A 24,564-nucleotide genomic window follows, 5' to 3' on the forward strand; every position below is an offset into this window, starting at 1 on the left:
TTAGCAGGTAAGCCCCAGGTGGCATATACGCCAAGTGCCGCCATTAACATTGTGAATCTTATTTGTGCCCTTCCTGCAATCCGGGCGCATGTGCATACACTGAGCGCATAGCCCTGAGAGCAAAGGATCCGCCATGCCACACGACGCCTTCTGGCTGCCCGCCAGCGAGTACTGCAGCCTGTATGTGCACCAATGGTTGCCGGCCACGCCGGTCAAGGCCGTAGTGCTGCTGGCGCACGGCATGGCCGAACATGCAGGGCGCTACCAGCACCTGGGCCAGGCCCTGAGCGCTGCTGGCTACGCCCTGCTGGCCCCAGACCTGCGCGGCCACGGCCGCACCGCCGAACTGGGCAGCCTCGGCCTGTTCGCCCGGCAACATGGCTGGAATGCCGTGGTCAATGACCTCGGTGTGCTGGCCCAGCACATCGGCCAGCAGTACCCCGGCACGCCGTTGTTTCTGTTCGGCCACAGCATGGGCAGCTACATCGCCCAAGCCTACCTGATGCACCACAGCGCCAGCCTGCACGGCGCGATCCTCAGCGGCTCCAACTTCCAGCCCGCGGCGCTTTACCGCACGGCACGCCTGGTTGCCCGGCTGGAAGCCTGGCGCCAAGGCCCACAGGGCAAAAGCGCGCTGATCGAATGGCTGTCGTTCGGCTCGTTCAACAAGGCGTTCACACCCAACCGCACCGCCTTCGACTGGCTCAGCCGCAACCCCGCGGAGGTGGACAAGTACGTCAGCGACCCATTGTGCGGCTTTCGCTGCAGCAACCAGCTGTGGCTCGACCTGCTTCATGGCCTGGCGCAGATCAGCCAGAAAAGGAACCTGGCGCAGATCGATCCGAACCTGCCTTTGCTGGTAATTGGCGGCGAATGTGATCCGGTGAGTGCCGGCAAGCGTCTCACCCATCTGGCCGACGCCCTGCGCGCGACCGGCAATCGACATGTACAGCTGCGCGTCTATCCTGAGGCGCGGCACGAAGTGCTCAACGAACTCAATCGGGACGAGGTCACCGCCGATATTCTCGCGTGGCTGGAGCAGGCGCTGCCCCTTGGCCGCCCTGCCCGCAGTGAATGATATCGGCCTTGTCCGCCCATCAAGGAAACGCCAATGACCCAGGTCACCAACACACCTTACGAAGCCCTCGAAGTCGGCCAGAAAGCCAGTTACGAAAAGTCTGTTGAAGAGCGCGACATCCAGTTGTTCGCCGCGATGTCCGGTGACCACAACCCGGTGCACCTGGATGCCGAATTCGCCGCCAAGAGCATGTTCCGCGAGCGCATCGCCCATGGCATGTTCAGCGGCGCGCTGATCAGCGCTGCGGTCGCCTGCACCCTGCCTGGCCCTGGCACCATCTACCTGGGCCAGAAGATGAGCTTCCAGAAGCCGGTAAAAATCGGCGACACGCTGACCGTGCGCCTGGAAATCCTCGAGAAACTGCCCAAGTTCAAGGTGCGCATCGCCACCAATGTGTACAACCAGAACGATGAGCTGGTGGTCGAGGGTGAAGCCGAGATCCTGGCACCGCGCAAGCAGCAGACCGTCGAGCTGGTGTCGCCGCCGAACTTCGTGGCCAGCTGACGCTTCCGCCAGCACTGGCCCTGTCGCCGGCAAGCCAGCTCCCACAGGTATCCCACCCACCTTCAGAGCAGTGGGGTACCTGTGGGAGCTGGCTTGCCGGCGACAGGGCCAGCACTAGCGACTTATTCCAAAGCCTGTATGCGTTTTTCTATATGCCGCCGCTCCGGCGCTTGTTGGGTCAGCGCCAATGCCTGCTGCCAAGCCTTGCGCGCCTCTTCGAGATTCCCCAACTGCTGATGCAGCTCTGCCCGCGCCGCGTGCGCCAAGTGATAGTCGCGCAACTCGCCCGCTGCCAGAATCGCCTCAACCTCCGCCAGCCCCGCCTGCGCCCCATCTCGCCTGGCCAGCGCCACCGCTCGATTCAATGCCACCACCGCCGACGGCCAGTGCCGCTGCAGCACATCGTACAGCCCGACGATTTCAGCCCAGTCCGTATCCTCTGCCGTGGCCGCCTCGGCATGCACCGCCGCGATCGCTGCCTGCAACGTGTAAGCACCAAACGCCCGACTGCCCAACGCCAGTCGCACCAGCTCGCAGCCCTCGCTGATCTGCCCACGGTCCCACAGGCTGCGATCCTGCTGGTCGAGCAGCACCAGGTTGCCTTCGACATCGCTGCGGGCATGCTGGCGCGACGCCTGCAACAGCATCAATGCCAACAAGCCGACGGCTTCCGGGTCTGGCAACAATTGCACCAGCAAGCGACCCAGGCGGATCGCCTCATCGCTCAATGCCTGTTGCAACAACGCCTCGCCCGCAGACGCCGAATACCCTTCGTTGAACACCAGGTAGATGACCCGCAGTACGCTGTCCAGCCGTTCAGGCAACTCATGCAGCTCCGGTACCTGATAGGGGATGCGCGCATCGCGGATCTTCGCCTTGGCGCGGACGATGCGCTGCGCGATGGTCGCCGGGCTCTGCAGAAAAGCACGGGCGATCTGCTCGGTGGTCAGGTCACAGACTTCGCGCAGGGTCAGCGGCACCTGGGCATCCGCCGCCAATGCCGGGTGGCAGCAGGTGAAAATCAGCCGCAGGCGGTCATCGGCCAGCAGTTCATCTTCACTGGGGTCTTGCCCCTGGCCTTCGATAAGCATGATCAGGTCCGCCTGCGAGCGGTTGAAACGCGCACGCCGGCGCAACGCGTCAATGGCCTTGAAACGGCCGGTCGACACCAGCCAGGCACGTGGTTTGTCGGGGATGCCTTCACGCTGCCAACGCTCCACAGCGATGAAGAAGGCATCGTGCATGGCCTCCTCAGCCAGGTCGAAATCCCCCAGCAGGCGGATCAGCGTAGCCAGGATGCGCCGCGAATCACGGCGGTACACCGCCTCGACCTCGGCGCGCACCTGCTCCAGCGTCGTCATCAGTCCGGCATCCGCTGGGTCACCACCTCCACCAGGCGGTCAAGGCTCTCTCCCCAGCCCTGGTGAAAGCCCATTTCCTCATGGGCCCGGCTGTCGGCGGCGCTCCAGTGCCAGGCGCGGGCGGTGTAGCGGGTCTTGCCCTGCTCCTCGTCGAAGGTCACCACCGCGGTCATGAAGGCCTTGGCCGAAGGTACCCAGCCGGGCCCGAAGGCGTCGGTGAACACCAACCGGCGCGGCGCGGCGATCTCCAGGAACACGCCCTGGGTTGGGTACTCGGTACCGTCGGGCGCACGCATCAGGGTACGAAACAGGCCGCCGACCCACAGTTGCATTTCGCATTCCGGGGTGGTCATGCCATGCGGCCCCCACCATTGCATCAGCCACTCGGGCTCTGTCCAGGCGCGGAACACCTTGGCGGGCGGGGCGTCGATCAGGCGGCTGATGGACAACTCGTGCTGCGCTTGCGCAGGTTGGGCAAGGCTCATTGTTGTTGTTCTCCGTTGCAGTCAGGGTTGCAGTTCGCGCACCGGCCGTACTTCAACGCTGCCGACCCGTGCGGCGGGGATACCCTTGGCGATGTTCAGCGCCTCATTGAGGTCGCGGGCATCGACCAGGTAAAAGCCCGCCAATTGCTCCTTGGTTTCGGCGAACGGGCCATCGGTCAGGCTCATGTGGCCACCGCGTACACGCACCGTGGTAGCGGTCTGCACCGGTTTGAGCGCCTCGGCGGCGAGCATGCGCCCGGTACCCTGCAGCGCTTCGGCGTAGGCCATGCATTCGGCGTCTTCAGGGCTGTCGGGCAGGCTGTGCAACAGCCCTTCGTCACAATAGACCAGGCAGAGGTATTTCATGGTCGTCTCCACGGCGTTGGCAAAGTGCGTTTGGCGATAGCCGATCAGGGCTTGAGATCGAACAGTGCTTTCTGGGTTTCCATGTCGAACGGCGCCGACCAGTGCTCGTGGATCACCTGCCACTGGCCGCCTGACCTGCGATAGGCCACGGTGGCGCGCATGAAACCGCACTGGCTCTCGTCGTCCGACGGGCCGCAACGGTTGAGCCAGTGGGCCAGGCCCAAGTCGCCATCGGCGTGCACCGTGAGTTCGGCCTGTTCGAAGATCATCGGGCCGCTGCACATGTTCATGCACATTTCCCAATGCGCCTGGTACACAGCCTTGCCCTTGAACTGGAGTTCCTTGATGGCGTCGAAGGCGACGATATCGTCGGCATAAGGCGCGACGATGGCCGGGATGTCGCGGTCGCGCACGGCTTGCATCCAGCGGTCGATGAGTTGGCGGATTTCGCTTTCGGCTGCAGCGTTCATCGGGTGTTCCTCCGATCGGTCATGAGCAGGTGGGCACGGGGTTGCCCTGTGCCTTCATCTCTTGGTCGAACGGTAGCCGGGGAAATCGACAGGCCCAGGCAATTATTTGCGCTGCAGCGGCACCCAGATTTCCATCACCGCCTCGGGGTCTGCGGGATCAAAGGCCGCAGGGTAGCGCTCGAACAGCGCTGCATATGCCTGCTGCTCGCCCGATTGTGCCAACCACAGGAAGATGCCGTCGAATGTAGCCTTGAGGCCTTGCAGGCTACCGCGATGCTCGAACACCGCGTAATGCTGCGGCGCCAGCGTCAGCGTGCTGAAGCCTTCAGGCAAAGGCCCGGCAGTGCTCACCTCGACACCTGCAAGATAGTCGAAGCCACCCTGCTGGTCAGGGTTGTAGCAAACGCCGTAGCTGTCCCGCCCGTGTTGCCCGGGCACCTGGCCGATCTGTGGCGCGAAGCGTTGCCACAACAGCGGCAGCCCGCTCAGGTCACTCATGCCGAAGCGGTCGGCGAAACCGGCCAGGGCCAGCAAGCGCCCTTCCTCATAACGCGCAGGGGGTATGGGTTGCAGCGTCATTTGCATTGCCTCACGGGATGGCTGGGGTGGCGAGAATGAATTCACGGTAGCCCGAAACGATCACATACACCGCGAAATAGCAGAAAATCGCGGCCGACAGCAGGTACGACCAGGTCAGCAGGCGGTCCCCAAGCAAGCGCCCGCCATGGCTGGCAATGCCGCAAATGCTCATGCACCAGACCAGGCCGGCGACGAAAAAGCCGCTCAGGAACAACCCGGCATCGAGCAGGCTGCCACCGCCCGAGCGGGAAATCAGTACACCGCCGACAGCGGCGAACCACAAAATGGCGGTGGGTGACGACATGGCCAGGAAGATGCCGCGCAAGAATTCGCGCCAGGCCGATTCCACCACCACCTCACTGCGCGCTTCCATGTGCCCGCCACGCCAAGCTGCCAGCAGCATCTTCAGCGCGAACCACACCAGCAGCGCCGAGCCGCCCAGCCATAACGCCCAGCGCACGCTTTCGAACTGCAGCAGCACGGTCATGCCGGCCAGCGCCGCGATGGCGTAGACCAGGTCCCCGACACACGTGCCCAGGCCAAGCCAGAAGCCTTGCATAAAGCCGCGCTGCATGGCGAGGGTGATCATGGCGATATTGGCAATGCCGATATCGAGGCACAGGGACAGGCTGAGGAGAAAACCGTTGGAGAAAGGCATTGAGTACTCGATGACCGGCCAATTAAGCGCCGTAGAGCCTGCCACGAGTAAATGCGGGATTGGAAGAAGAAGTGTTCGGTCAGGCGAAAGCCGCCTGCTCGAACACCTCATCCGCCCACTGGTTCAAGCTCTTGCCGGCGGCTCGGGCTGCAATGCTGGCAGCAGCGTGGACTTCAGGCCGGATACGCAGCATGACCTTGCCCGACGCGGGCTTTTCGGGAGTGATGCCCTGCTCTGCGCAATCGGCAAGATAGTCTTCAAGCGCTTCGCTGAAGGCTTCGTGCAGTTCGGGGACGGAACTTGCGTGAAAACTGATGATGTCACGCATGCCAAGCACGCGGCCGACAAAAATATCGTCACGCTCATCGTATTCAATTCGGGCAGCATAGCCCCTGTAGCGCATGCAACTCATAGGCTGACTCCTGCCCGCAGCAAGAATTCGCGGGCCTCTTCAATCTGATACCGCCTGGCTTCCTTGCCTGGATGGGGGCGATGACATCTCCAGCATTGGTCCCCAAGCACCAACTTGACCCTGGAGCCTTGCCGCTCCAGCACTTGCCCTCCGAGATGAAGCACCAGTGCTTCAATCTCGGAAAAAGCCAATGACGACGTGGTTGGCGACCTGGAGATAGCGTCGAGAATCTTTCGGTATCGAGTGTTCATCGAAAAATGCTATCAAATTAAGATAGCACTTATTCCTCGATATTCATTCAGGATTTTTCATCGCCCATCAGAACCTGCGCATAACGCGCCCTGTCCACATTCGCGCCACTGAGCACCACAGCCACCCGCTTGCCCGCTTGCCGCCCGCGCTCCTGCATCAGCGCTGCCAGCGCAGCAGCGCCCGCCCCTTCGGCAGTATTGTGCGTCGCCTCGTGATACACCCGCATGGCCTCGGCGACTTCGTTGTCGGTGACCCGTACGATGCGCGCGGCATGCTCACGCACCAGGGCAAAAGCCTGCGGGTGCGGCACGCGGCACGCCATGCCATCGGCGAAAGTATCGGCGGTGGGGGTGGTGACGATGCGGCCCTGCTCGAAGCTTTGCGCATAGGCATCGGCCGCGCTGGACACCACACCCACGATTTCGGTCTTCAGCCCCAGCAGGTTGCGGGCCTGGATCAGCCCGCAGATGCCCGACCCCATGCCGATCGGCACGTACACGCAGTCCAGGTCGCGCACCGCTTCGAACAGTTCCAGGGCGTAGGTGGCCACGCCACGCACCAGTTCCGGGTGGAACGACGGCACCATGGCATACCCCAGTTCGTCTGCCAGGCGGGCCGCCTCCTCGCGGGCCACGTCAAAGTCGACACCGTGCTCCACCAGTTCGGCACCGAGTGCACGCATGGCGGCGTTTTTCTCCCTGGAGTTGCCCTCGGGCACGACGATGACCAACGGGATACCTGCCTGGCGTGCGGCCAGGGCCATGCTCTGCCCGTGATTGCCGCGGGTCGCGGTGACCAGCCCGCGGGGTGGCTCGCCACCGGCCAGCAGCGAGCGCACATAGACCAACCCGCCGCGCACCTTGAATGCGCCGGTGGGCGCGTGGTTCTCGTGCTTCACCCACACCTGGCAGCCCAGCCGCTGGGCCAGCAAAGGCCAGGCGTGCTGTGGGGTAGCGGGTACATGCTGGTGAACGTAATCGGCGGCTTCGCGCAGGGCTGCAAGGTCGAACATGGCGATCATCCCTCTTCGGTATGTGGTTGATCCGATCCTATGCGCCGGGCATTGTATGGGTAAAACCTTATATTGCATGGGTAGCAATTTCGTGTGGATCCCGCAGCTGGTCGATGATGATCAACCCCGCTACCTCGCCCTGGTCGATGCGATTGCCAACGCCATCGAAAACGGCACGCTCAAGGTCGGTGACCGCCTGCCACCGCAACGGCGGCTGGCCTGGAAACTGGGCCTGAACCCCAGTACCACGCAGCAGGCCTACCGCGAAGCTGCCGCTCGGCACCTGGTGGCTGGCGAAGTGGGCCGCGGCACCTACGTGCTGGCGGGCAGCAAGGAAGCCACCCTGTTCCGCATCAAGGAACACCATGGGCAACAGCCGCTGATCGACCTGTCGACCAACGTACCGGTGGCCGACCCGCACAATCTTGATTTGCACGACAGTTTACGCAGCCTGCTGCAACGCCTCGATAGCGGCTTGCTCGATCATTACCTGGGCCCCGAGCAGTTGCTGTTGGGGCGAATCCGCGGCGCGCACTGGTTGGCCAACCGCGGCCTCACCCTGTCGGCGGACGAGCTGCTGCTGTGTGGCGGTGCCCAGCAGGCGCTGGCACTGGTGCTGCAGTCGTTCTGCCAGGCGGGTGAGCCGGTCATGCTCGAAGCCCTGAGCGCACCAGGCATCAAGGCGGCCTGCCGGCAACTGCGCCTGCCCGTGCATGGCGTGGCACTGGACAACCAAGGCCTGCGGCCCGATGACCTGGACCGGGTCGCGCGCGCCAGCGGTGCCCGCGTGCTGGTCACCACACCTACCCTGCACAACCCCACGGGCGCCTGCATGGACGATGGTCGCCGCGAGGCGATTGCCGAGGTCGTCCGACGCCTGGGCTTGCTGGTAATCGAAGATGATGTGTATGGCGCGCTCAGCGACAGCCGGCCGCTGTACCCGCTGCTGGGCAATCAAGGGATTTTTATCAGCAGTCTGTCCAAGACAGTGGCGGCAGGGTTGCGCCTGGGGTGGGTGGTGGCTACCCCGCCGGTACTGGCGCAGGTCGATCCACACGCCCAGGCCAGCCACTGGTCAGTGTCGCCGCTGAACCTGCATCTCGCCTGCCAGTGGATCGAAGACGGCACGGCGGCGCGGCGACTGGCCTGGCAGCGCAAGGAGACTTTCGAGCGTTGGCGCCTGACGCGCAGGCTGCTCGGCGAGCGGCTGGAGAACACGGCTCAGCCTTCCCCCCATGCGTGGCTGGCCACGCCGCATGGTGCGGAGAAGGTTGTAAGGCAATGCCGCGAACAGGGTGTGGAAGTCGTCCCAGCCAGCGTGTTCGCCATTGGCGCGTCGCAGGTGCAGGCCGTGCGCATCAGCCTGTCGGCGGCAGCTAGCCGGGCGCAACTGAAACGGGGCCTGGAGGTCGTACACCAGGTGCTGTTGGAGCAATGAAAGGGGAAGACGAAAGCAGCTTCTTCGCGACTGCTCGACGCGAAGAGGCCGCTGACGTTGGGCTATCAACCCTGCTGGCAACCTTCGCCCATGGCGCGGTACTGAATGGTGTGCACCTGGCCCTGATGGTCTTCATAGGTCATGGTCGCAGGCACCACTTCGCAGACATTGGGGATGGTCGACAGGTTGATCACCCGTTTGATGTCCAGGTTCATGGTGTAGTCGTACTGCTGGGCCACAGGCTCGCTGGAGACGGGTCTGGCCTCATCGGCAAGGGCGAACGAGGACACACCGACCAGTGCAAGAATCAGTAATGGTTTCATGGATGTTTGGCCTTTAAAGCAATCAAGCTGATCGATTGACTTCATATGCCGTCAATGGCGCGGAGAAGTTGTCATCAACTGCGAAGATGACACGAAGTACCGATCCCGCTTCGTCGTACTGCCAGGGGGGATAGGTGAAATTCTACTCCCGGCCTGCAATAGTTGAACCCCGAACTCGGACATTCACCCTTGCAGCCTTTGCAACAATCTGCGACAAAGCGAAACGGTTTGAAGGCCTGAAAACATTGGGCTAGAGCCGCCGGCGACTGGAAACCTATGACCGCCCTATTCTGCACGCCACTGACCGACTTCGAACGAAGATTGTTAAATCATTTTTACAAACAGCACGGCTCGCGCATGCGCGCGGCCAGTGACGGTGAGCTGTGGGTAGCACGCAGTGACGCCATCATTGCCGGTTTGAGCCTGAGCCCGGTTGCCGATGGCCACTGGCTCACCGGCCTGCTGGTAGCGCCACAGTGGCGCAACCAGGGCGTAGCCGCGCAGCTGGTAGAAGCGGCATTGGCCCAGGCCGATGGCTGCACCTGGCTGTTCTGCCACCCGGACCTTGCGTATTTTTACCGCCGCCTGGGCTTTACCCCTGCGTGCAGCCTCCCCGAAGCTCTGGCCTCACGCCTGGTGCGCTACCAGCGCAGCAAAAGCCTGATGGCCATGGCACGCGGTCAGTCGTCGCTGGCGTCCAAACCTGGGAACAGCACCTCGGTATAACCGAATTTGGCAAAATCCTGGATGCGCGAAGGGTACAGCCGCCCGACCAGGTGGTCGCACTCGTGCTGCACGACCCGCGCGTGGAAGCCATCGGCAACCCGGTCGATCGGGTTGCCCTGCGGGTCGAGCCCTTCATATCGAATGTGCTTGTAACGCGGCACCACACCGCGCAGGCCCGGTACCGACAGGCAGCCTTCCCAACCGTCCTCTACCTCGGTCGACAGCGGGGTGATCACCGGGTTGAGCAGGATGGTCTGCGGCACTGCCTCGGCATCCGGGTAGCGCTCGCTGCGCTCGAAACCGAAAATTACCAGCTGCAGGTCAATGCCGATCTGCGGCGCGGCCAGGCCGACGCCGCCGACATGGCGCATGGTTTCGAACATGTCGTCGATCAACTGCTGCAGTTCGGCACTGCCAATCAAGTGCTCGAGCACTGGCGGGGCGATGCGCAGCAGGCGCTCGTCGCCCATCTTTAAAATGTCACGAATCATCGCGGGTTCGGCTCGGTGGTCTGCGGCTCGGCCGGGTGTTCATGGCCGAGCACGGTGATGGTTTCCTTGGGTTTTTCACCCGCGAAATCCTTCTCACCGGGGTCCTTGCCTTCAGCTGACATGTGTTCGATCACTGCATTCATTTCCGCCCCTAGCAACAGCACCGCAGCGGAGATGTAGAAGTACAGCAACAGCACGATGATCGCACCGATACTGCCATACATGGCGTTGTAGTCGGCGAAGGTCTTCACATAATAAGCGAAGCCCAGCGAGGCGACGATCCACACCACCACGGCCAGCACCGAGCCGGGCGTAATGAAGCGAAACTTCTGCTTTACGTCGGGCATCACGTAATAGATCAGCGCCACCGCCACCATCATCAGGATGATGATCGCCGGCCAACGCAGGATGGTCCACACCGTGACGATGACCTCCTGCATGCCGATCTGCGCGGCGATCCACTCCATCACCTGCGGCCCCAGCACCATCAACGCAGCCGCCACCAGCAACATGCCAGCGATACCAATGGTGTAGAAGATCGACAGTGGAATGCGCTTCCATACGGGGCGCCCTTCAGGCACGTCGTAGGCGGCGTTCATTGCGCTCATCATCAGGCGCACACCCGCAGAAGCCGTCCACAGGGCGATGACGATACCCACCGACAACAACCCGCCTTTGGACTGCTGCAACTGGTCAATCACCGGGTTCACCTGTTCCAGCGCCTGGGGCGGCAGCACAAGCTCTGACTGCAGGCGCAGCCACGAGAAGAAATCGGGCAAATGCAAGAAGCCGATCAGGGCTATGAGGAAGAGCAGGAAGGGGAACAACGAAAACAGCATCTGGTAGGCCAGCGCCGAGGCATAGGTGGACATCTCGTCATCGAGAAATTCCGTGACGGTACGCACCAGTACGCGGTGCAAAGGCAGGCCACCCAGGTCGGGAAAAATCATAGCGTCTCCTTTCGCCGCTTGATCAGTACAACAGGGAAGTCTAATAGACCACGCGGCTGCCGTGCTGCTCCCTGCCTCACTACAAGAAAGTAGCTACCCAGCATTCGTTGCAGCGGCGGCCACGTGTCGCAACACGAAGGCCGCCCCTGCAACGAAGAGGCCGGTACGGTCACTGCAGAATCAAGGCTTCTTCACAGCATCCTTGACGTCACCCTTGACTTGCTGCGCCTCGCCCTTGAGTTCCTGGGCCTTGCCCTCTGCACGCAGTTTGTCGTTGTCGGTAACTTTACCCACGCCCTGCTTGATGTTGCCGACCGCTTCGTTGGCCAGGCCTTTCGCTTTGTCTTTAGTGCCGCTCATGGCAAATCTCCTGCAAATGGAGACACGTAATCCGTGTCGACAAAAGGTGGACCGGCCGCCTTCGCCAGGAGTTTCAAACTTTTTTTCAATCTCAAGCCGAGCGGTAAATCTGCGGGCGAATACCGCACCGAATCGGCAGCGTACCTCTGCGCAATGCCGGCTGACTCCCCTAGAATCGCCTGCAAACAGCAACCCGATGCAGGTTGCCAGCTTATAAAAACAACAGCTTACGGAAACCCGCACCATGCGTTTGATGCCTCTGCTCGCAGCCTTGCTGCCACTGCTGCCGCTGCCTGCCCTGGCCGCCGCACCGGCCACCGAAACCTTGAAGGTCGACCGCTACAGCGATGATGACCAACCCGGCACCTTGCGCTGGGCCATCGAAACCAGCAACAAGAACCCCGGCCACTACCGCATCGATATCGCCGCGGTTGGCCAGGCGCCGTTCGTCATCCGCCCGACCCGCGCGCTGCCGGAAATCAAGGGCCCGGTGCGAATCACAGGCCTGTCCTGGGCGCGCGACGGCCAATACATCGCCATCGACGGCGCCGGCTACATCAAGGACCAGGGCGTGCGCACCTGCCCCGGCGCCCTGCCCGGCCAATTCGGCACCAATGTGCGCACCACCACCAACCCCGGCCTGGTATTGCGTGACACTCAAGGTGTGCACCTGAGCGGCCTGGAAGTGCGCAACTTCTGCATCGGTATCCTGGTCAACCGCGCCAGCAACAACGTCATCGAAGACAACCGCATCGTCGCCAACAAAGGCGGGGCCGGCATCATGCTGACTGGCGATGACGGGGCCGGCAACCCGACCGCCACCACCACCAACAACAACAAAGTGCTGCGCAACCAGCTGATCGACAACGGCGATGGCCTGGAACTCACCCGCGGCGCGGCGTTCAACCTGGTGGCCGACAACCTGTTCCGCTCCACGGCCGCCAACCCGGAGCCGTCCCAGGGTATCGAGATTCTGCTGGGCAACGACAACAACGTGGTGCGCAACCGCTTCGAGAACTACTCCGACGGCCTGCAGATCAACTGGGGCAAGCGCAACTACCTGGGCGCCAACACCTTCAGCGGCAATTCGATTGGCGTCAGCGTTACCGGCGAGGGCAATATCCTCGACGGCAACCTGATCCACGGCAACCGCATCGGCGTGGCCCTGCGGCCGGAACCGGACATCACCACCACGCGCCTGACCGGCAACCGCATCTGGGGCAACAGCCAGGATATCCGCCGCTGCGAAGCCGGTGGCTCGTGCGTGCCGGATCAACGCACCGGTGCCATCGTGTTCGGTGTGCCGGCCCAGGCCCATGCGCTGTACGTGGGCTCGCGCGGGGTGGGTGCGGACCTGCCGAAAAAGGACCAGGCGATCATCTGCGATGCCAAGGGCGAACCCAAACCGTGCCAGCCGCTACCCAACCATAACCAGCAGGCGCCACGGTTGCTGGGGCTGAACGGCAATGTGCTGCGCGGCGAAGTGCAAGGGCCGGCGTCGAGCCTGATGCGGGTCGAGGTGTTTGGTAATGCCGAGGCTGAGGGGACGGAAGCGGAGCAGTATCTGGGGGAAGTGCTGGTGCACAGCGATGCCAAGGGGCAGGCGCGGTTTGCACAGGCGCTGGAGAATGCCGGAGGGATGCGCAGCTTCACGGCTACTGTGACTACCGCAGACGGCGCGACTTCCGAGCTGAGCCTGCCGGTTCGCCGGTGAAGCTACTGCCCTCCTCGCTGGACAAGCCCGCCCCACAGGGCAGTGACATCATTGGGGTTTGCACGTACCTGTGGGAGCGGGCTTGCCCCGCGAAGAGGCCGGGCCGGACAAAGCGGGGGGGAAACCTTGCCCCGCTTCGTGCCACCCCTCACAATGCAGGCCTTTATAGCGTCACACCGCAGGAACCTGCATGAAACTCGACAAACCCGCCGCCATCGCCCGGCGCAACGAAGCACTGACCAAGCCGGTGCTCACCAGTGCCAACACCCTGTTCGCCACCCTCGACCGCAAACGCAACCTGTGGTGGTTCGAGGTGCCGGTGGCGCTGCTGCGCAAAGGCCAGCCCGACTGGGTCAACCTGCTGCTGCACACCCCCGAGACTGATGAGCTGCAGCACCTCAAGGTGCCGACCAACTTCATCAAGGCCCATCAGGAGCAGATGGAAGTGCGCAATGCCGGCAAGCGCCGCTCGACCATCAGCCTGGCGCTGAGCGCCGACCGCGACTCGCTGCTGCGCGACACCCGCCCGGGCGGCGAGCAGCTGGATTTCAGCACCTTCTTGCAGGCCTGACTTCAGGCGCGCTCGATGCGGTCGTCATGGATGACGATGCGGCCCTGCTTGAACAACGCGCCAATGGCCTTCTTGAAGTTGCCCTTGCTGACGTTGAACATGCGGCTGATCACTTCCGGGTCGCTCTTGTCGCACACCGGCAACACCCCGCCTTCGGCTTCCAGGCGTTGCATGATCTGCTCATGCAGCCCCTCGGCCAGCGCCTGGCCAACCGGTTGCAGGCTCAGTGCGATCTTGCCGTCGTGGCGCACTTCCTTGATGTAGCCCTTCTCATGCATGCCCGAACGCATGAACTTGAAGATTTCGTTCTTGTGGATCAGGCCCCAGTGGCGGTTGTTGATGATCGCCTTGAAGCCCATTGGCGTCTCGCCGGCCACCAGCAGTTCGACCGGCTGGCCAACCTGGTAGTCGGCCGGGGTGCGGTCCAGGTAACGGTCCAGGCGTGAGGTGGCAGTGATGCGCCGGGTGCGTTTGTCGAGGTAGACGTGCACCACGCAGTAATCGCCGATCTTCAGCGGCCGCGCCTCTTCCGAGTAAGGCATCAGCAGGTCCTTGGACAAACCCCAGTCGAGGAAGATACCCGCACCGTTGATGTCCTTGACCTTGAGGCTGGCGAACTCGCCCACCTGCACCTTGGGTTTTTCGGTGGTGGCGATCAGCTGGTCTTCGCTGTCCAGGTAGATGAACACGTTAAGCCAGTCGTCGACCTCGGTTTCGGCATTTTTCGGGATGTATCGCCCGGGCAGCAGGATCTCGCCGTCGGGGCCGCCGTCCAGGTAAAGGCCGAACTCCACGTGTTTCACGATTTGCAAACTGTTGTAACGCCCAAGCAGAGCCATTTCCGATGTTCCTCAAGACAAGGCGGCTATTCTACACCTGAAGCCAGCGCGCCGCCCGACCGCTGATTCGGCGGAACCCTCGGGGTGCCCTTGCGTCTACCGAGTGGCCAGCCACTGCAAGGATCTGCACATGCCTCTACGCCTGTCCAAAGCCCTGCTCATCGCCAGTGCATTTGCCCTGGCCCTGGTGGCCTGCAACCGCATGGACCTGGCCTACCGCAACCTCGACCGGCTGGTGCCGTGGTCGCTCAGCGATTACCTGGCCATGAACCGCGAGCAGAAAACACTGCTCGACGAACGGCTCAAGCAGCAACTGGCCTGGCACTGCAAGACCCAACTGCCCGGCTACCTCGACTGGCTGGACCGCGTGCGCGACATGGTCGCCGAAGGCCAGGTGACCGACCAGGCCCTGCAGCAGCGTACGCTCGAGGCCCGCCAGGCCATTGGCCGCGTCGCCGAAGCGATCACCCCGTCGGCCACCGAGCTGCTGCGCGGCATGAGTGATACCCAGGTGGCGCAAATGCGCGAGGCGTTCCGTGACGACATCAGCGAGCGGCAGAAGAAGTACGACGAGACCCCGCTGCCCAAACAGATCGCCCGCCGCGCAGAACGCATGGAAAAGCGCCTGACGCCCTGGTTCGGCGAACTCAGCGCGGCCCAGCGCCAACGCGTGCAAGCCTGGTCACAGGCGCTAGGCGACCAGAACCGCCAGTCGATCACCAACCGCGCGCACTGGCAGCAACAACTGGTACTGGCCATGAACCAGCGCGGCGATGCCAGCTTCGAGCCGCGCCTGGAGCAACTGCTGCAGCGCAAGGAAAGCCTGTGGACGCCGCAATACCGCGTTGCCTTTCAGAACAGCGAGCAGCAAACCCGCAGCCTGTTGATCGACCTGCTGCAGCAAAGCAGCCCGGCACAGCGTCAGTACCTGCAGGAGCGGCTGGCCAAGGTGCGCACGGACTTCAGCGAACTCAAGTGCCTGAAGGGGTAGGAGCGGGCTTGCCCGCGAAGAGGCCGGTATTGCCCCAACAAAATCAGCGCCCCTTGCGCCGATACGGGAACACATCGATCACCTTGCCCTCGCGGATCGACGCCTGCAGGCCTTTCCAGTAATCCGCGTCATACAGCTCCCCATGCAACCGGCTGAACAGCCGCCGCTGGCCCATGTCGGCAAACAGAAACGGCGGAAACTCCTCGGGGAATACATCATGTGGCCCGATCGAGTACCACGGTTCGCCCGACATCTCGTCCTCGGGGTAGCGTGGCGGCGGGATATGACGGAAATTCACCTCGGTCAGGTAGCTGATCTCGTCATAATCGTAAAACACCACCCGGCCATGCCGGGTAACGCCGAAATTCTTCAGCAGCATATCGCCGGGGAAGATGTTCGCCGCCGCCAACTGCTTGATGGCCAGGCCGTAATCCTCCAGCGCCTCCAGCACTTGCGCTTCACTGGCCTGCTCCAGGTAGAGGTTGAGCGGGATCATGCGCCGTTCGGTCCAGCAATGGCGGATCAGCACCGTGTCGCCCTCCAGGGCCACGGTGGACGGTGCCACCTCCAGCAGTTCGGCCAGGCACTCGGGCTCGAACTTGGCCACGGGAAAGCGAAAATCGGCGAACTCCTGGGTATCGGCCATGCGCCCGACCCGGTCGACGCTCTTCACCAGGCGGTACTTGTCGATCACCGTGGCGCGGTCCACCGTCTTCGACGGCGAGAAGCGGTCCTTGATGATCTTGAACACGGTGTTGAAGCCCGGCAGGGTGAACACGCTCATGACCATGCCGCGCACGCCGGGGGCCATGATGAAGCGGTCGTCGCGGTTGGCCAGGTGGTTGATCAACGCCCGGTAGAATTCCGACTTGCCGTGTTTGTAGAAACCGATCGACGTGTACAGCTCGGCAATGTGCTTGCCTGGGATGATGCGTTTGAGAAAGTTGACGAACTCCGCCGGCACCGGCACATCGACCATGAAATACGAGCGGGTGAAGGAGAAGATGATCGACACCTCGGCCTCGTCGGTGATCAGTGCATCGGCCTCGATACCATGGCCTTCGCGGTGCAACAGCGGGATCACCAGCGGCCATTGCTCATCACTGTTGTACAGCCGGCCGACCAGATAGGCGCCCTTGTTGCGGTACAGCACCGGCACGAACAGCTCCACGGCCAGCGCCGGGTCCTTGCATACCCAGTCCGGCAGGCAGCCCTTCAGTTGCTCCTCAAGGCGTGACACGTCGCCTTCAAGGTCAGCGTAGGCAAATGGGTAGTCATTGAAGATAGCCCGCAACAGGCCCTTGAGGCTGCCATCGGGGGTATAGGTGCAGGTTTGCGCAGCGCGCTGGTGGCTGCGCATCGACGGCCGCGTGGTGTGGATGAACATGCAGCCGTCGTTGATCTGGTCATGGCTGAACAGGCTGCAGAACAACGAGTTGTACCAGGTCTCGGACAGCTCATCGTCCAGCCGCGGGTCGATCAGGCGTATGTAGGCGCTTTTGACCAAAGGCCACTGCTCTACCTCCAGCAGCACTTCATCATCAAACGCATCGCGCAGCCAGCCATTGACCTCCCCGACCTTCTGTTCATACAGGTTGATCCGAGCGGCCGCCGCCCGCTGGATATCCTGCCAGCGCGCCTGCTCGAAGCGTTCGCGGGCACCGAGGGTAATGCGGCGAAAATGCTCGCGGTAGTCGTCGAAGCCATCGAGGATCATCCGGGCGATCTCGCCGGCAGGCCAGTGCTGGGTCATGCGCGACACCTCGGTGCGGGGTGAGATAGACAGCTTAGTCGGCTGTGGACGTTTGCGGAGCCTTTACCGTCCCCATCGCCGGCAAGCCGGCTCCCACAGATTCACCAGACAACTCAAGGTTTCTGTGCGGGCTTGCCCCGCGAAAGGGCCGGCACTGGTTCACACCGCAAGAATGAACAAGAACCGCCCGTCCACCATCAAGTACACTCGCGCCCTGCCCTGTACCGGAGACCGCCGTGAGCCCCATCGCCCTAGCCCGCCTGCTGACCCTTGCTGCCGTCTGGGGGGCGAGCTTTCTGTTCATGCGCATCATCGCCCCGGAACTTGGCACCGTGCCCACCGCCTTCTTCCGCGTGTCGATCGCCTGCCTGGGCCTGGTCGCCATCCTGGGCGCCGCGCGGGTGCGCTGGAACTTCGAGGGCAAACTCGGCGCCTGCCTGGTGCTGGGCATGATCAACTCAGGCATCCCGGCCACCTTCTATTCAGTGGCGGCGCAGGTGCTGCCGGCCGGTTACTCGGCGATATTCAACGCCACCACGCCGCTGATGGGCGTGCTGATCGGCGCGCTGTTCTTCCGCGAAGGGCTGACCGTGGCCAAACTGTGCGGCATCTTCCTGGGCCTGTTCGGCGTCGGCATCCTCAGTGGTGCCGGCCCTGTAGCCTTCGACATGGCCCTGCTGCAAGGCGCCCTGGCGTGCCTCGCGGCAACCACCTGCTACGGCTTCGCAGGCTTTCTGGCGCGGCGCTGGATCAGTGGCCTGGACAGCCGCCTTTCGGCACTCGGCAGCATGCTCGGCGCCACGCTTCTGATGACGCCACTGTTCGCCTGGAGCGCATGGGCCCAACCGCCTGCCAGCTGGGGCGGCTGGCAGGTATGGATGTCGCTGCTGGGCCTGGGGCTGGTGTGCACGGCCTTCGCCTATATCCTGTACTTCCGCCTGCTGGCAGAAATCGGCCCGGTGAAAGCCAGTACCGTGACCTTTCTGATTCCGGTGTTCGGCGTACTGTGGGGCGCCTGGCTGCTGGAAGAGTCGCTGTCGATGGGCCACCTGTACGGCGGCCTGCTGATTGCTGCAGCGCTTTGGCTCGTGCTCAAGCCGGCACGCCGCACCGCCTGAGGGATTGTAGGGGGCTGCTGTGCAGCCCAATCGCCGGCAAGCCAGCTCCTACAGATACCGCACTGCACTCAGGCAAGCCAGCCCCTGCAGGTATTGCACTGCACTCAGGCAAGCGACAATTCCTGTGGGAGCCGGCTTGCCGGCGATGAATACCCCGCCGTTTCACCTGCGAAACCTCTACCTTTTCGCGTTACCCAAAATGCCCAGCTTCCTCGCACGAACTGAAGTTCATGCGCGGTTACTGGGCATTTTCGTGCCATATAGAAAACCATGTTTTATATATAAAACATGCACTTTCTCCCTGCTAACTCACAAGTTATTAATAATTAACAAAATTATTGTTTATTTGGGGAAATTTCCCATCTGGCATTGTTCATGCACTAAACGGCGTATCACCTATAAAACAGACCAGAGAACATTCCCATGGCTGTGAAAGAGATGTACGCAATCGCCCCGCAATGGCATGAACCGCAGCGCAACGAAGCAGCGACCGAAATCGAATTCCGCAACGTCGGCAAGGCCTTCCCGGCCAAAGGTCAGGCCGACGCGCCGTTCGCCATCCGTGATGTGAACTTCAAGATCCGTCGCGGCGAAGTGGTTTCCATCATTGGCCCTTCCGGCTGTGGCAAAAGCACCATCCTCAACATGGGCTCTGGCCTGTACCGCCCCACCGAAGGCGAGGTGCTGGTCAGCGGCGAAGCGGTCAACGGCCCGGTGCCGAAAGTGGCCTTCATGCTGCAGAAAGACCTGCTGATGCCGTGGCGCAGCATCCGCCGCAACGTCGAGCTGGGCCTGGAGATCCAGGGCATGCCCGCCGCCCAGCGCAAGGTCATCGCCGAGGATCTGCTCAAGCGCTGCCACCTGCAAGGCTTCACCGACCACTACCCGTTCCAGCTGTCCGGCGGCATGCGCCAGCGCGCCGCACTGGCCCGCACCCTGGCGATCGACCCGCAGGTGCTGTTTCTCGACGAGCCGTTCTCGGCCCTCGATGCGCAAACCAAGATGATCCTGCAACAGGACCTGGCGCAAATGCTGTTCGAGGAAAAGAAGACCGCGTTGTTCATCACCCACGATCTGGTCGAGGCCATTGCCCTGTCCGATCGCCTGCTGGTGATGAGCGCACGCCCCGGCACGATCATCGAGGAAATCGAGATCGACCTGCCTTACCGCAACAACCCGCTGGAGCGCCGCAAGCTGCCGGAAATCGGCCCGCTGGCGGGCCGCCTGATGGATCTGCTGAAGGTCGGCGAAGACCTCGACCTGCACTGACCGACGCCCCACTCATTACTCGGGAGTTAGCATGTTCACCACCTACCTCAAGCGTGTGGCACACACCACCCTGGCTGCACTGGCACTGAGCCTGGCCGCCCAAGCCCAGGCCGAGCCGAGCAAAGTCACCTACCTGTTGCCCGCGCCGCCCAGCCTGCCGGCGTTCGCGCCATGGATCATCGCCAAGGAAAAGGGCTACTACCAGGCCCAAAACCTGGACCTGACCTTCATCGCCGCCAAGGGCGGGGTGGACGTTGCCAAGCAGATCGGCGCCGGCAATGCCCTGGTCGGCGGCGCCATCGGTGACACGCCGATCATCGTGCGCCCCAACGGCATCCCGGTGCGCGCGGTGGCCGTGCTCGGTGGCGGTGGGGTGACCATGATCGCCACCAACGCCGGCGAGAACATCCAGTCGATCCAGCAGCTCAAGGGCAAGACCCTGACCGTGATGTCCTACTCCGACACCACCTACTACGCCCTGCTCGCCTCGCTGCGCAAGGCCGGCCTGAGCAAGGACGACGTGGACATCCAGGCCGCCGGCCCCTCGGGCGTATGGCAACTGTTCTCGGCCAGCAAGGCCCAGGCCATGGCCGGGGTGCCGGACTGGGTGGTCAACGCCGAAGACGCCGGGCTGAAATACGCGCTTATCCCCCGTGAGCAAGTGTTCGAGAGCATGGCCCAGGCGATCCTCGCCTCCGACGACGCCATCGAGCACCACCCAGAGGTGGTCCGCGGCGTGGTCAAGGCCACCCTGCGCGGCCTGCAGGACATCATCGACGACCCCAAGGCCGCCGCCGCCAGTTTCGCCCGCGCGGTCCCGGCGTACGCCGGCAAGGAAGCGTCGCTGGAGAAAACCCTGCGCCTGTACGTGGAGTACGTGTACGCCGGCCAGCCCGTACTCGGCCGCATCGACCCGGCGCGCCTGGACACCGTACGCAAGTTCTACGTCAGCGAAGGCATCGTCCCTCGCGAACCCAAGCTCGACGAGCTCTACAGCAACCAGTTCATCGAAACCAGCACCGCAGCCAAATGACGGCCCGGCCATAACAAGGTAATCGCCCGATGAGAAACCTCAACCCATCCATGCTCGGCAGCGTCGCCCTGCTGGCCCTGTTCCTGGTGCTCTGGCAATGGGGCCCGGGGCTGGTCGGCATGCCCGAATTCGTCATGCCCCAGCTGAGCCGGGTAGCCCAGGAAAGCCTGCTGATGTGGCAATCCGGCGGCCTGCTCGAACACACCCTGATCACCGCCTTCGAAATCATCGTCGGCTTCGCCCTCGGCGCCCTGCTGGGCGTGGCCATCGGCGTATCGCTGGGCCTGTCGCCGTCGGCCGAGGCCATGCTCTCGCCGTACATCCTGGCCCTGCAGATCGCCCCCAAGGTGGCGTTCGCGCCGCTGTTCGTGATGTGGCTGGGCTACACCATCTACCCGAAGATCCTCATCGCCATCCTGATCGTGTTCTTCCCGGTGATGATCAACGTGCTCTCGGCCATCCGCACCGTCGACCCGGACATGATCAACCTGGTGCGCACCATGAACGCCAGCCGCTGGCAGATCTTCCGCCTGGTGGAGTTCCCCTCGGCCATGGCCGCGCTGTTCTCTGGCCTGCGCATCGCCTCCACCCTGGCGGTCATCGGCGTGACCGTCGGCGAGTTGGTCGGTGGCAACCAGGGCCTGGGCTTCCTGCTGGTGGATGCCGAAGGCCAGGGCAATACCGCCGGGGTGTTCGTGGCCATCGTCATGCTCACGCTGATCGGCGTGCTCGCTTACGGCGCCGTGGTCTGGGCCGAGAAGCGCGTTCTGCACTACCTCCCCAAAGCCATGCTGAGTAGCCAATGATGAGCAGCTTCAACAACCTTCTCGAAGGCCGCCGCGTGCTGGTCACCGGTGGCGCCCGCGGCCTGGGCTATGCCTTTGCCCAGGCCATCGCCCAGGCCGGTGCACGGGTGGTCATCGCCGATGTGCTGGCAGGCCGTGTGCAACAGGCCGCCTGCGAACTGAGTGGCATGGGCCTGGATGTCAGCGGCGTCAGCCTGGACCTGGCCAGCCCCGAGTCCATCGACGCCTGCATCGAGCGCACGGTCAAGCGCCTGGGCGGCCTCGACGGCCTGGTCAACAACGCCTCGATCACCAACTCCGGCGGCAAAAGCTGCGAAGAGCTGGACATCGAGACCTGGGACCAGGTCATGCAAGTGAACGTGCGCGGCACCTGGCTGATGACCCGCGCCGCCCTGCCGGCCCTGCGTGAAAGCGGCCGTGGCGCGGTGATCAACCTGGCCTCCGACACCCCGCTGTGGGGTGCGCCGAACTTGCTGGCCTATGTCGCCAGCAAGGGCGCGGTGATCGCCATGACGCGCAGCCTGGCGCGCGAGCTGGGCAACGCCAGCATCACCGTCAACGCCATCGCCCCCGGCCTGGTGCTGGTCGAGGCCACCGCCTACGTACCCGAGGCCCGCCACCGCCTGTACACCGAACAACGGGCCATCCAGCGCCCGCAACTGCCCGACGACGTCAGTGGCGCGGTGCTGTTCGCCCTGTCCGACCTGTCGCGCTTCATCACTGGACAAACCCTGCCGGTCAACGGCGGGTTCGTCATGCCCTGAGCAAAGGAGAATCCCATGACCGACCTTTCCCAACAGCAAGACGCCCCGAAATCCTGGGACCGCCCGGCCGACGCCGACCTCGCCAGCTGGATGCAGACCCGCATCGCCCGCTACGAGACCCGCCGCTACGACTGGGACGCGCTGAAGTTCCAAGCCGACTACGACCCCAAGTTCCGTCGCGCGCAGATGCGTTACGTGGGCACCGGCGGCACGGGTGTAGGCAGTGACATGAACACCATCGCGTCCGAGCACTTCACCTTCTCCACCATGGTTATCCCGGCCGGCCACGAAGGCCCGCCGCACCTGCACACCGATGTCGAAGAGGTGTTCTTCGTGCTGCGCGGCAAGCTCAAGGTGGTCATCGAAAAGGATGGCGAGCGCTTCGAGACCATCCTCACCGACCGCGACCTGATCTCGGTGCCGCCTGGGGTGTACCGCGAAGAGATCAACGTGGGCGATGAAGACGCCCTGATGTGCGTGATGCTCGGCGCCAAGAAGCCGGTCACCCCGACCTACCCGCCAGCGCACCCGCTGGCGTCGATCAAGCGCGGGTAAGCCGATGATGCCGATCACCCCCATCGCCCCGCTGCTCGCGCAGCTCGACCAGCGCTTCGGCGCCCGCCTGCTGCGCCTGAACCAAGGCCAGCAAGCGGTGCGCGAAGCCGGCAGCGGCGAAGCCATCGTGCTGCTGCACGGCATTGGTTCGGGCGCGGCCAGCTGGTTGCAGGTGGCCCTTGGCTTGAGCGAGCGGGCGCGGGTGATCGCCTGGGATGCACCGGGCTATGGCCAGTCCGCGCCATTGCCAAACGCAGCGCCAAGCGCCTGCGACTATGCCGGGCGCCTGCTGCAGACGCTCGACGCCCTGGGCATCGCGCAATGCGTGCTGGTCGGCCATTCCCTTGGCGCCCTGACCGCCGCCGCGTTCGCCCAGGCCCAACCGGGCCGCGTCCGCCACCTGGTGCTGATCAGCCCGGCACGCGGTTACGGGGCGCAACCCGATCAGGGCCAGGCGGTGCGCAACAAACGCCTGCACAGCCTGGAGCAGCTGGGCATCGAACAGATGGCCCGCGAGCGCAGCGTGCACTTGCTGGCCCCTGGCGCCAGCATCGAGGCCCTGGCCTGGGTGCAGTGGAACATGGCGCGGTTGCTGCCACAGGGCTACCGCCAGGCCATCGAACTGCTGTGTGGCGACCACCTGTTGCGCTACGCGCCGTTGGCGGTGCCCTGCGAGGTGCACGGCGGCAGCGCCGACTGCATCACCCGCGCCGACGACTGCCAGGCCCTGGCCGCAGCCCTCGGCGCGCCTTTCACGCTGATACCCGGCGCCGGCCATGCCTGCGCCATCGAACAACCCGACACGGTGACGGGCCTGCTGGCCCGCGCCCTGGACGCCTCTCTCACAGGTAGCGTGCTATGAACGATATGGATCCGTTGAAGGAAAACCAGGACAAGTACATTGTCCCGGGCCTGGAGCGCGGCCTGCTGCTGCTGTGCGAATTCAGCCGGCAAAACCGTACCCTGACCGCCCCCGAACTGGCCCGGCGCCTGTCGCTGCCACGCTCGACCATCTTCCGCCTGCTGACCACCCTGGAAACCATGGGCTTCGTCACCCGCAGCGGCAACGAGTACCGCCTGGGCATGTCGGTGCTGCGCCTGGGCTTCGAATACCTGGCCTCGCTGGAGCTGACCGAACTGGGCCAGCCGCTGCTGGCACGGCTGTGCGACCACCTCAACTACCCGAGCAACCTGGTGGTGCGTGACGGCCGCTCGATCGTCTACGTTGCCAAGGTTTCGCCACCGTCGGTGTTCTCCAGCGCGGTCACCGTCGGCACCCGCCTGCCCGCCCACGCCACCGTGCTGGGGCGCATCCTGCTGGCCGACCTGAGCCTGAACGAGTTGCGCGAGTTGTACCCGGAAGAACACCTGGAGCAGTTTTCGGCGTGCACACCGAAGACCGTGCTGGAGCTGTTCGACCTGGTCCAGGCCGACCGCCTGCGCGGCTATGTCAGCGGCGAAGGCTTTTTCGAACCGAGCATTTCCACGGTCGCAGCCCCGGTGCGCGATGCCAGCGGCCAGGTGGTCGCCGCGCTTGGCCTGACCATCCCCACCGTGCAGATCGGCCACGTCAATTTCGACAACCTGCTGGGTCAGGTACGGGGCAGCGCCGATGAGCTGTCGCGGCTGCTCAACTACACCCCTAACGCCGGCCTGGGCCGCGTCACTGCGCTGATGAGGGACTGA

General features: G+C 63.6%; 29 protein-coding genes. 15 read left to right on the plus strand and 14 right to left on the minus strand.

The genetic code is table 11. The annotated features are described in order from the left end of the window. Positions 1–133 precede the first annotated feature (133 nt). Both ABEH27_RS00060 and ABEH27_RS00065 read left to right on the plus strand, forming a co-directional pair. The gene (locus tag ABEH27_RS00060) at positions 134–1,078 is read left to right on the plus strand and encodes a lysophospholipase (protein ID WP_346611608.1); all 945 of its coding nucleotides are present in this window, start codon (positions 134–136) and stop codon (positions 1,076–1,078) included. A 33-nt stretch (positions 1,079–1,111) separates the two neighbouring features. Continuing rightward, the gene (locus tag ABEH27_RS00065; protein WP_012315672.1) at positions 1,112–1,582 is read left to right on the plus strand and encodes a MaoC family dehydratase; all 471 of its coding nucleotides are present in this window, start codon (positions 1,112–1,114) and stop codon (positions 1,580–1,582) included. A 122-nt stretch (positions 1,583–1,704) separates the two neighbouring features. On the opposite strand, the gene ABEH27_RS00070 is transcribed toward ABEH27_RS00065, so the two are convergent. The 8 genes from ABEH27_RS00070 to ABEH27_RS00105 form a co-directional block, all read right to left on the minus strand. Further along, positions 1,705–2,943: an RNA polymerase sigma factor gene (locus tag ABEH27_RS00070; protein ID WP_346611609.1), complete on the minus strand. Its 1,239-nt coding sequence runs from the start codon at positions 2,941–2,943 to the stop codon at positions 1,705–1,707. Further along, a complete protein-coding gene (locus ABEH27_RS00075) occupies positions 2,943–3,428 on the minus strand; it encodes an SRPBCC family protein (protein ID WP_346611610.1) in 486 nt (161 codons plus the stop codon). The genes ABEH27_RS00070 and ABEH27_RS00075 overlap by 1 nt, the downstream gene beginning before the upstream one ends. A 21-nt stretch (positions 3,429–3,449) precedes the next feature. Then, a complete protein-coding gene (locus ABEH27_RS00080) occupies positions 3,450–3,794 on the minus strand; it encodes a YciI family protein (RefSeq protein WP_346611611.1) in 345 nt (114 codons plus the stop codon). A gap of 44 nt (positions 3,795–3,838) precedes the next feature. After that, positions 3,839–4,264, minus strand: coding sequence for a nuclear transport factor 2 family protein (locus ABEH27_RS00085; protein ID WP_346611612.1), 426 nt, complete (start codon positions 4,262–4,264; stop codon positions 3,839–3,841). Between the two features lie 102 nt (positions 4,265–4,366). Further along, entirely contained in the window at positions 4,367–4,843 is a 477-nt protein-coding gene (locus tag ABEH27_RS00090) for a GyrI-like domain-containing protein (protein WP_346611613.1), read from the minus strand. Between the two features lie 10 nt (positions 4,844–4,853). Beyond that, entirely contained in the window at positions 4,854–5,501 is a 648-nt protein-coding gene (locus ABEH27_RS00095) for a LysE family translocator (RefSeq protein WP_346611614.1), read from the minus strand. Positions 5,502–5,580: 79 nt separating this feature from the next. Further along, the gene (locus ABEH27_RS00100; protein WP_346611615.1) at positions 5,581–5,913 is read right to left on the minus strand and encodes a type II toxin-antitoxin system HicB family antitoxin; all 333 of its coding nucleotides are present in this window, start codon (positions 5,911–5,913) and stop codon (positions 5,581–5,583) included. A 298-nt stretch (positions 5,914–6,211) separates the two neighbouring features. Beyond that, positions 6,212–7,177: a threonine dehydratase gene (locus tag ABEH27_RS00105; RefSeq protein ID WP_346611616.1), complete on the minus strand. Its 966-nt coding sequence runs from the start codon at positions 7,175–7,177 to the stop codon at positions 6,212–6,214. Positions 7,178–7,253: 76 nt separating this feature from the next. Between ABEH27_RS00105 and ABEH27_RS00110 the strand changes: the two genes are divergently transcribed. Then, on the plus strand, positions 7,254–8,615 hold the full coding sequence (locus ABEH27_RS00110; protein WP_346611617.1) for a PLP-dependent aminotransferase family protein: 1,362 nt from the start codon (positions 7,254–7,256) through the stop codon (positions 8,613–8,615). Positions 8,616–8,680: 65 nt separating this feature from the next. Here ABEH27_RS00110 and ABEH27_RS00115 read toward each other — a convergent pair whose 3' ends face one another. Continuing rightward, complete coding sequence (locus ABEH27_RS00115; RefSeq protein ID WP_346611618.1) at positions 8,681–8,938, minus strand: DUF2790 domain-containing protein; 258 nt, start codon at positions 8,936–8,938, stop codon at positions 8,681–8,683. 276 nt (positions 8,939–9,214) lie between these two features. On the opposite strand from ABEH27_RS00115, the gene ABEH27_RS00120 reads away from it, so the two are divergent. Continuing rightward, on the plus strand, positions 9,215–9,664 hold the full coding sequence (locus ABEH27_RS00120) for a GNAT family N-acetyltransferase (protein WP_346611619.1): 450 nt from the start codon (positions 9,215–9,217) through the stop codon (positions 9,662–9,664). Here the strand turns inward: ABEH27_RS00120 and def are convergent. From def to ABEH27_RS00135, 3 genes are all read right to left on the minus strand, one after another. Continuing rightward, complete coding sequence (gene def / locus ABEH27_RS00125) at positions 9,619–10,155, minus strand: peptide deformylase (protein ID WP_346611620.1); 537 nt, start codon at positions 10,153–10,155, stop codon at positions 9,619–9,621. The genes ABEH27_RS00120 and def overlap by 46 nt on opposite strands. Continuing rightward, complete coding sequence (locus ABEH27_RS00130) at positions 10,152–11,105, minus strand: YihY/virulence factor BrkB family protein (RefSeq protein WP_346611621.1); 954 nt, start codon at positions 11,103–11,105, stop codon at positions 10,152–10,154. Before ABEH27_RS00130 ends, def begins: the two co-directional genes overlap by 4 nt. 180 nt (positions 11,106–11,285) lie before the next feature. Further along, positions 11,286–11,465: a CsbD family protein gene (locus tag ABEH27_RS00135; RefSeq protein WP_346611622.1), complete on the minus strand. Its 180-nt coding sequence runs from the start codon at positions 11,463–11,465 to the stop codon at positions 11,286–11,288. Positions 11,466–11,709: 244 nt separating this feature from the next. Between ABEH27_RS00135 and ABEH27_RS00140 the strand changes: the two genes are divergently transcribed. Together ABEH27_RS00140 and ABEH27_RS00145 are read left to right on the plus strand one after the other, a co-directional pair. Then, positions 11,710–13,179: a right-handed parallel beta-helix repeat-containing protein gene (locus tag ABEH27_RS00140; RefSeq protein WP_346611623.1), complete on the plus strand. Its 1,470-nt coding sequence runs from the start codon at positions 11,710–11,712 to the stop codon at positions 13,177–13,179. Between the two features lie 190 nt (positions 13,180–13,369). Beyond that, positions 13,370–13,750: a hypothetical protein gene (locus ABEH27_RS00145; protein WP_346611624.1), complete on the plus strand. Its 381-nt coding sequence runs from the start codon at positions 13,370–13,372 to the stop codon at positions 13,748–13,750. A 2-nt stretch (positions 13,751–13,752) separates the two neighbouring features. Here the strand turns inward: ABEH27_RS00145 and ABEH27_RS00150 are convergent, their stop codons facing one another. Continuing rightward, the gene (locus ABEH27_RS00150) at positions 13,753–14,589 is read right to left on the minus strand and encodes a S1-like domain-containing RNA-binding protein (protein ID WP_346611625.1); all 837 of its coding nucleotides are present in this window, start codon (positions 14,587–14,589) and stop codon (positions 13,753–13,755) included. Positions 14,590–14,719: 130 nt separating this feature from the next. Between ABEH27_RS00150 and ABEH27_RS00155 the strand changes: the two genes are divergently transcribed. Further along, entirely contained in the window at positions 14,720–15,580 is an 861-nt protein-coding gene (locus ABEH27_RS00155; protein WP_346611626.1) for a DUF6279 family lipoprotein, read from the plus strand. 43 nt (positions 15,581–15,623) lie between these two features. Here ABEH27_RS00155 and aceK read toward each other — a convergent pair whose 3' ends face one another. After that, positions 15,624–17,333 carry a bifunctional isocitrate dehydrogenase kinase/phosphatase gene (gene aceK / locus ABEH27_RS00160; protein WP_346611627.1) on the minus strand — a complete coding sequence of 570 codons (1,710 nt, stop codon included), beginning with the start codon at positions 17,331–17,333 and terminating at the stop codon, positions 15,624–15,626. A gap of 236 nt (positions 17,334–17,569) precedes the next feature. Between aceK and ABEH27_RS00165 the strand changes: the two genes are divergently transcribed. The 8 genes from ABEH27_RS00165 (at position 17,570) to ABEH27_RS00200 (ending at position 24,564) form a co-directional block, all read left to right on the plus strand. Further along, complete coding sequence (locus ABEH27_RS00165) at positions 17,570–18,451, plus strand: DMT family transporter (protein WP_346611628.1); 882 nt, start codon at positions 17,570–17,572, stop codon at positions 18,449–18,451. Positions 18,452–18,889: 438 nt separating this feature from the next. After that, the gene (locus ABEH27_RS00170; RefSeq protein WP_346612062.1) at positions 18,890–19,720 is read left to right on the plus strand and encodes an ABC transporter ATP-binding protein; all 831 of its coding nucleotides are present in this window, start codon (positions 18,890–18,892) and stop codon (positions 19,718–19,720) included. Between the two features lie 31 nt (positions 19,721–19,751). Further along, entirely contained in the window at positions 19,752–20,753 is a 1,002-nt protein-coding gene (locus ABEH27_RS00175) for an ABC transporter substrate-binding protein (protein WP_346611629.1), read from the plus strand. Positions 20,754–20,782: 29 nt separating this feature from the next. Further along, on the plus strand, positions 20,783–21,559 hold the full coding sequence (locus tag ABEH27_RS00180; protein ID WP_346611630.1) for an ABC transporter permease: 777 nt from the start codon (positions 20,783–20,785) through the stop codon (positions 21,557–21,559). Continuing rightward, on the plus strand, positions 21,556–22,323 hold the full coding sequence (locus tag ABEH27_RS00185; protein ID WP_346611631.1) for an SDR family oxidoreductase: 768 nt from the start codon (positions 21,556–21,558) through the stop codon (positions 22,321–22,323). Before ABEH27_RS00180 ends, ABEH27_RS00185 begins: the two co-directional genes overlap by 4 nt. Before the next feature lie 15 nt (positions 22,324–22,338). Then, complete coding sequence (locus tag ABEH27_RS00190) at positions 22,339–22,878, plus strand: cupin domain-containing protein (RefSeq protein WP_346611632.1); 540 nt, start codon at positions 22,339–22,341, stop codon at positions 22,876–22,878. Positions 22,879–22,882: 4 nt separating this feature from the next. Further along, a complete protein-coding gene (locus tag ABEH27_RS00195; RefSeq protein ID WP_346611633.1) occupies positions 22,883–23,740 on the plus strand; it encodes an alpha/beta fold hydrolase in 858 nt (285 codons plus the stop codon). Between the two features lie 5 nt (positions 23,741–23,745). Further along, positions 23,746–24,564, plus strand: a complete 819-nt coding sequence (locus ABEH27_RS00200; RefSeq protein WP_346612063.1) for an IclR family transcriptional regulator — start codon at positions 23,746–23,748, stop codon at positions 24,562–24,564.

The sequence above is a fragment of the Pseudomonas sp. P39-UII1 genome (genome assembly GCF_039672635.1).
In the GTDB taxonomy this organism is placed as follows: domain Bacteria; phylum Pseudomonadota; class Gammaproteobacteria; order Pseudomonadales; family Pseudomonadaceae; genus Aquipseudomonas.

Bases quoted from the DNA above. Each gene is read 5' to 3' on its own strand.
- ABEH27_RS00105 (WP_346611616.1), bottom strand. From the start codon at position 7,177: ATGTTCGACCTTGCAGCCCTGCGCGAAGCCGCCGATTACGTTCACCAG.
- ABEH27_RS00070 (WP_346611609.1), bottom strand. From the start codon at position 2,943: ATGACGACGCTGGAGCAGGTGCGCGCCGAGGTCGAGGCGGTGTACCGC.
- ABEH27_RS00200 (WP_346612063.1), top strand. From the start codon at position 23,746: ATGGATCCGTTGAAGGAAAACCAGGACAAGTACATTGTCCCGGGCCTG.
- ABEH27_RS00075 (WP_346611610.1), bottom strand. From the start codon at position 3,428: ATGAGCCTTGCCCAACCTGCGCAAGCGCAGCACGAGTTGTCCATCAGC.
- ABEH27_RS00145 (WP_346611624.1), top strand. From the start codon at position 13,370: ATGAAACTCGACAAACCCGCCGCCATCGCCCGGCGCAACGAAGCACTG.
- ABEH27_RS00195 (WP_346611633.1), top strand. From the start codon at position 22,883: ATGATGCCGATCACCCCCATCGCCCCGCTGCTCGCGCAGCTCGACCAG.
- ABEH27_RS00180 (WP_346611630.1), top strand. From the start codon at position 20,783: ATGAGAAACCTCAACCCATCCATGCTCGGCAGCGTCGCCCTGCTGGCC.
- def (WP_346611620.1), bottom strand. From the start codon at position 10,155: ATGATTCGTGACATTTTAAAGATGGGCGACGAGCGCCTGCTGCGCATC.
- ABEH27_RS00110 (WP_346611617.1), top strand. From the start codon at position 7,254: ATGGGTAGCAATTTCGTGTGGATCCCGCAGCTGGTCGATGATGATCAA.
- ABEH27_RS00175 (WP_346611629.1), top strand. From the start codon at position 19,752: ATGTTCACCACCTACCTCAAGCGTGTGGCACACACCACCCTGGCTGCA.
- ABEH27_RS00170 (WP_346612062.1), top strand. From the start codon at position 18,890: ATGTACGCAATCGCCCCGCAATGGCATGAACCGCAGCGCAACGAAGCA.
- ABEH27_RS00120 (WP_346611619.1), top strand. From the start codon at position 9,215: ATGACCGCCCTATTCTGCACGCCACTGACCGACTTCGAACGAAGATTG.
- ABEH27_RS00190 (WP_346611632.1), top strand. From the start codon at position 22,339: ATGACCGACCTTTCCCAACAGCAAGACGCCCCGAAATCCTGGGACCGC.
- ABEH27_RS00185 (WP_346611631.1), top strand. From the start codon at position 21,556: ATGATGAGCAGCTTCAACAACCTTCTCGAAGGCCGCCGCGTGCTGGTC.
- ABEH27_RS00130 (WP_346611621.1), bottom strand. From the start codon at position 11,105: ATGATTTTTCCCGACCTGGGTGGCCTGCCTTTGCACCGCGTACTGGTG.
- ABEH27_RS00095 (WP_346611614.1), bottom strand. From the start codon at position 5,501: ATGCCTTTCTCCAACGGTTTTCTCCTCAGCCTGTCCCTGTGCCTCGAT.
- aceK (WP_346611627.1), bottom strand. From the start codon at position 17,333: ATGACCCAGCACTGGCCTGCCGGCGAGATCGCCCGGATGATCCTCGAT.
- ABEH27_RS00085 (WP_346611612.1), bottom strand. From the start codon at position 4,264: ATGAACGCTGCAGCCGAAAGCGAAATCCGCCAACTCATCGACCGCTGG.
- ABEH27_RS00090 (WP_346611613.1), bottom strand. From the start codon at position 4,843: ATGACGCTGCAACCCATACCCCCTGCGCGTTATGAGGAAGGGCGCTTG.
- ABEH27_RS00140 (WP_346611623.1), top strand. From the start codon at position 11,710: ATGCGTTTGATGCCTCTGCTCGCAGCCTTGCTGCCACTGCTGCCGCTG.
- ABEH27_RS00135 (WP_346611622.1), bottom strand. From the start codon at position 11,465: ATGAGCGGCACTAAAGACAAAGCGAAAGGCCTGGCCAACGAAGCGGTC.
- ABEH27_RS00115 (WP_346611618.1), bottom strand. From the start codon at position 8,938: ATGAAACCATTACTGATTCTTGCACTGGTCGGTGTGTCCTCGTTCGCC.
- ABEH27_RS00150 (WP_346611625.1), bottom strand. From the start codon at position 14,589: ATGGCTCTGCTTGGGCGTTACAACAGTTTGCAAATCGTGAAACACGTG.
- ABEH27_RS00065 (WP_012315672.1), top strand. From the start codon at position 1,112: ATGACCCAGGTCACCAACACACCTTACGAAGCCCTCGAAGTCGGCCAG.
- ABEH27_RS00060 (WP_346611608.1), top strand. From the start codon at position 134: ATGCCACACGACGCCTTCTGGCTGCCCGCCAGCGAGTACTGCAGCCTG.
- ABEH27_RS00080 (WP_346611611.1), bottom strand. From the start codon at position 3,794: ATGAAATACCTCTGCCTGGTCTATTGTGACGAAGGGCTGTTGCACAGC.
- ABEH27_RS00100 (WP_346611615.1), bottom strand. From the start codon at position 5,913: ATGAGTTGCATGCGCTACAGGGGCTATGCTGCCCGAATTGAATACGAT.
- ABEH27_RS00155 (WP_346611626.1), top strand. From the start codon at position 14,720: ATGCCTCTACGCCTGTCCAAAGCCCTGCTCATCGCCAGTGCATTTGCC.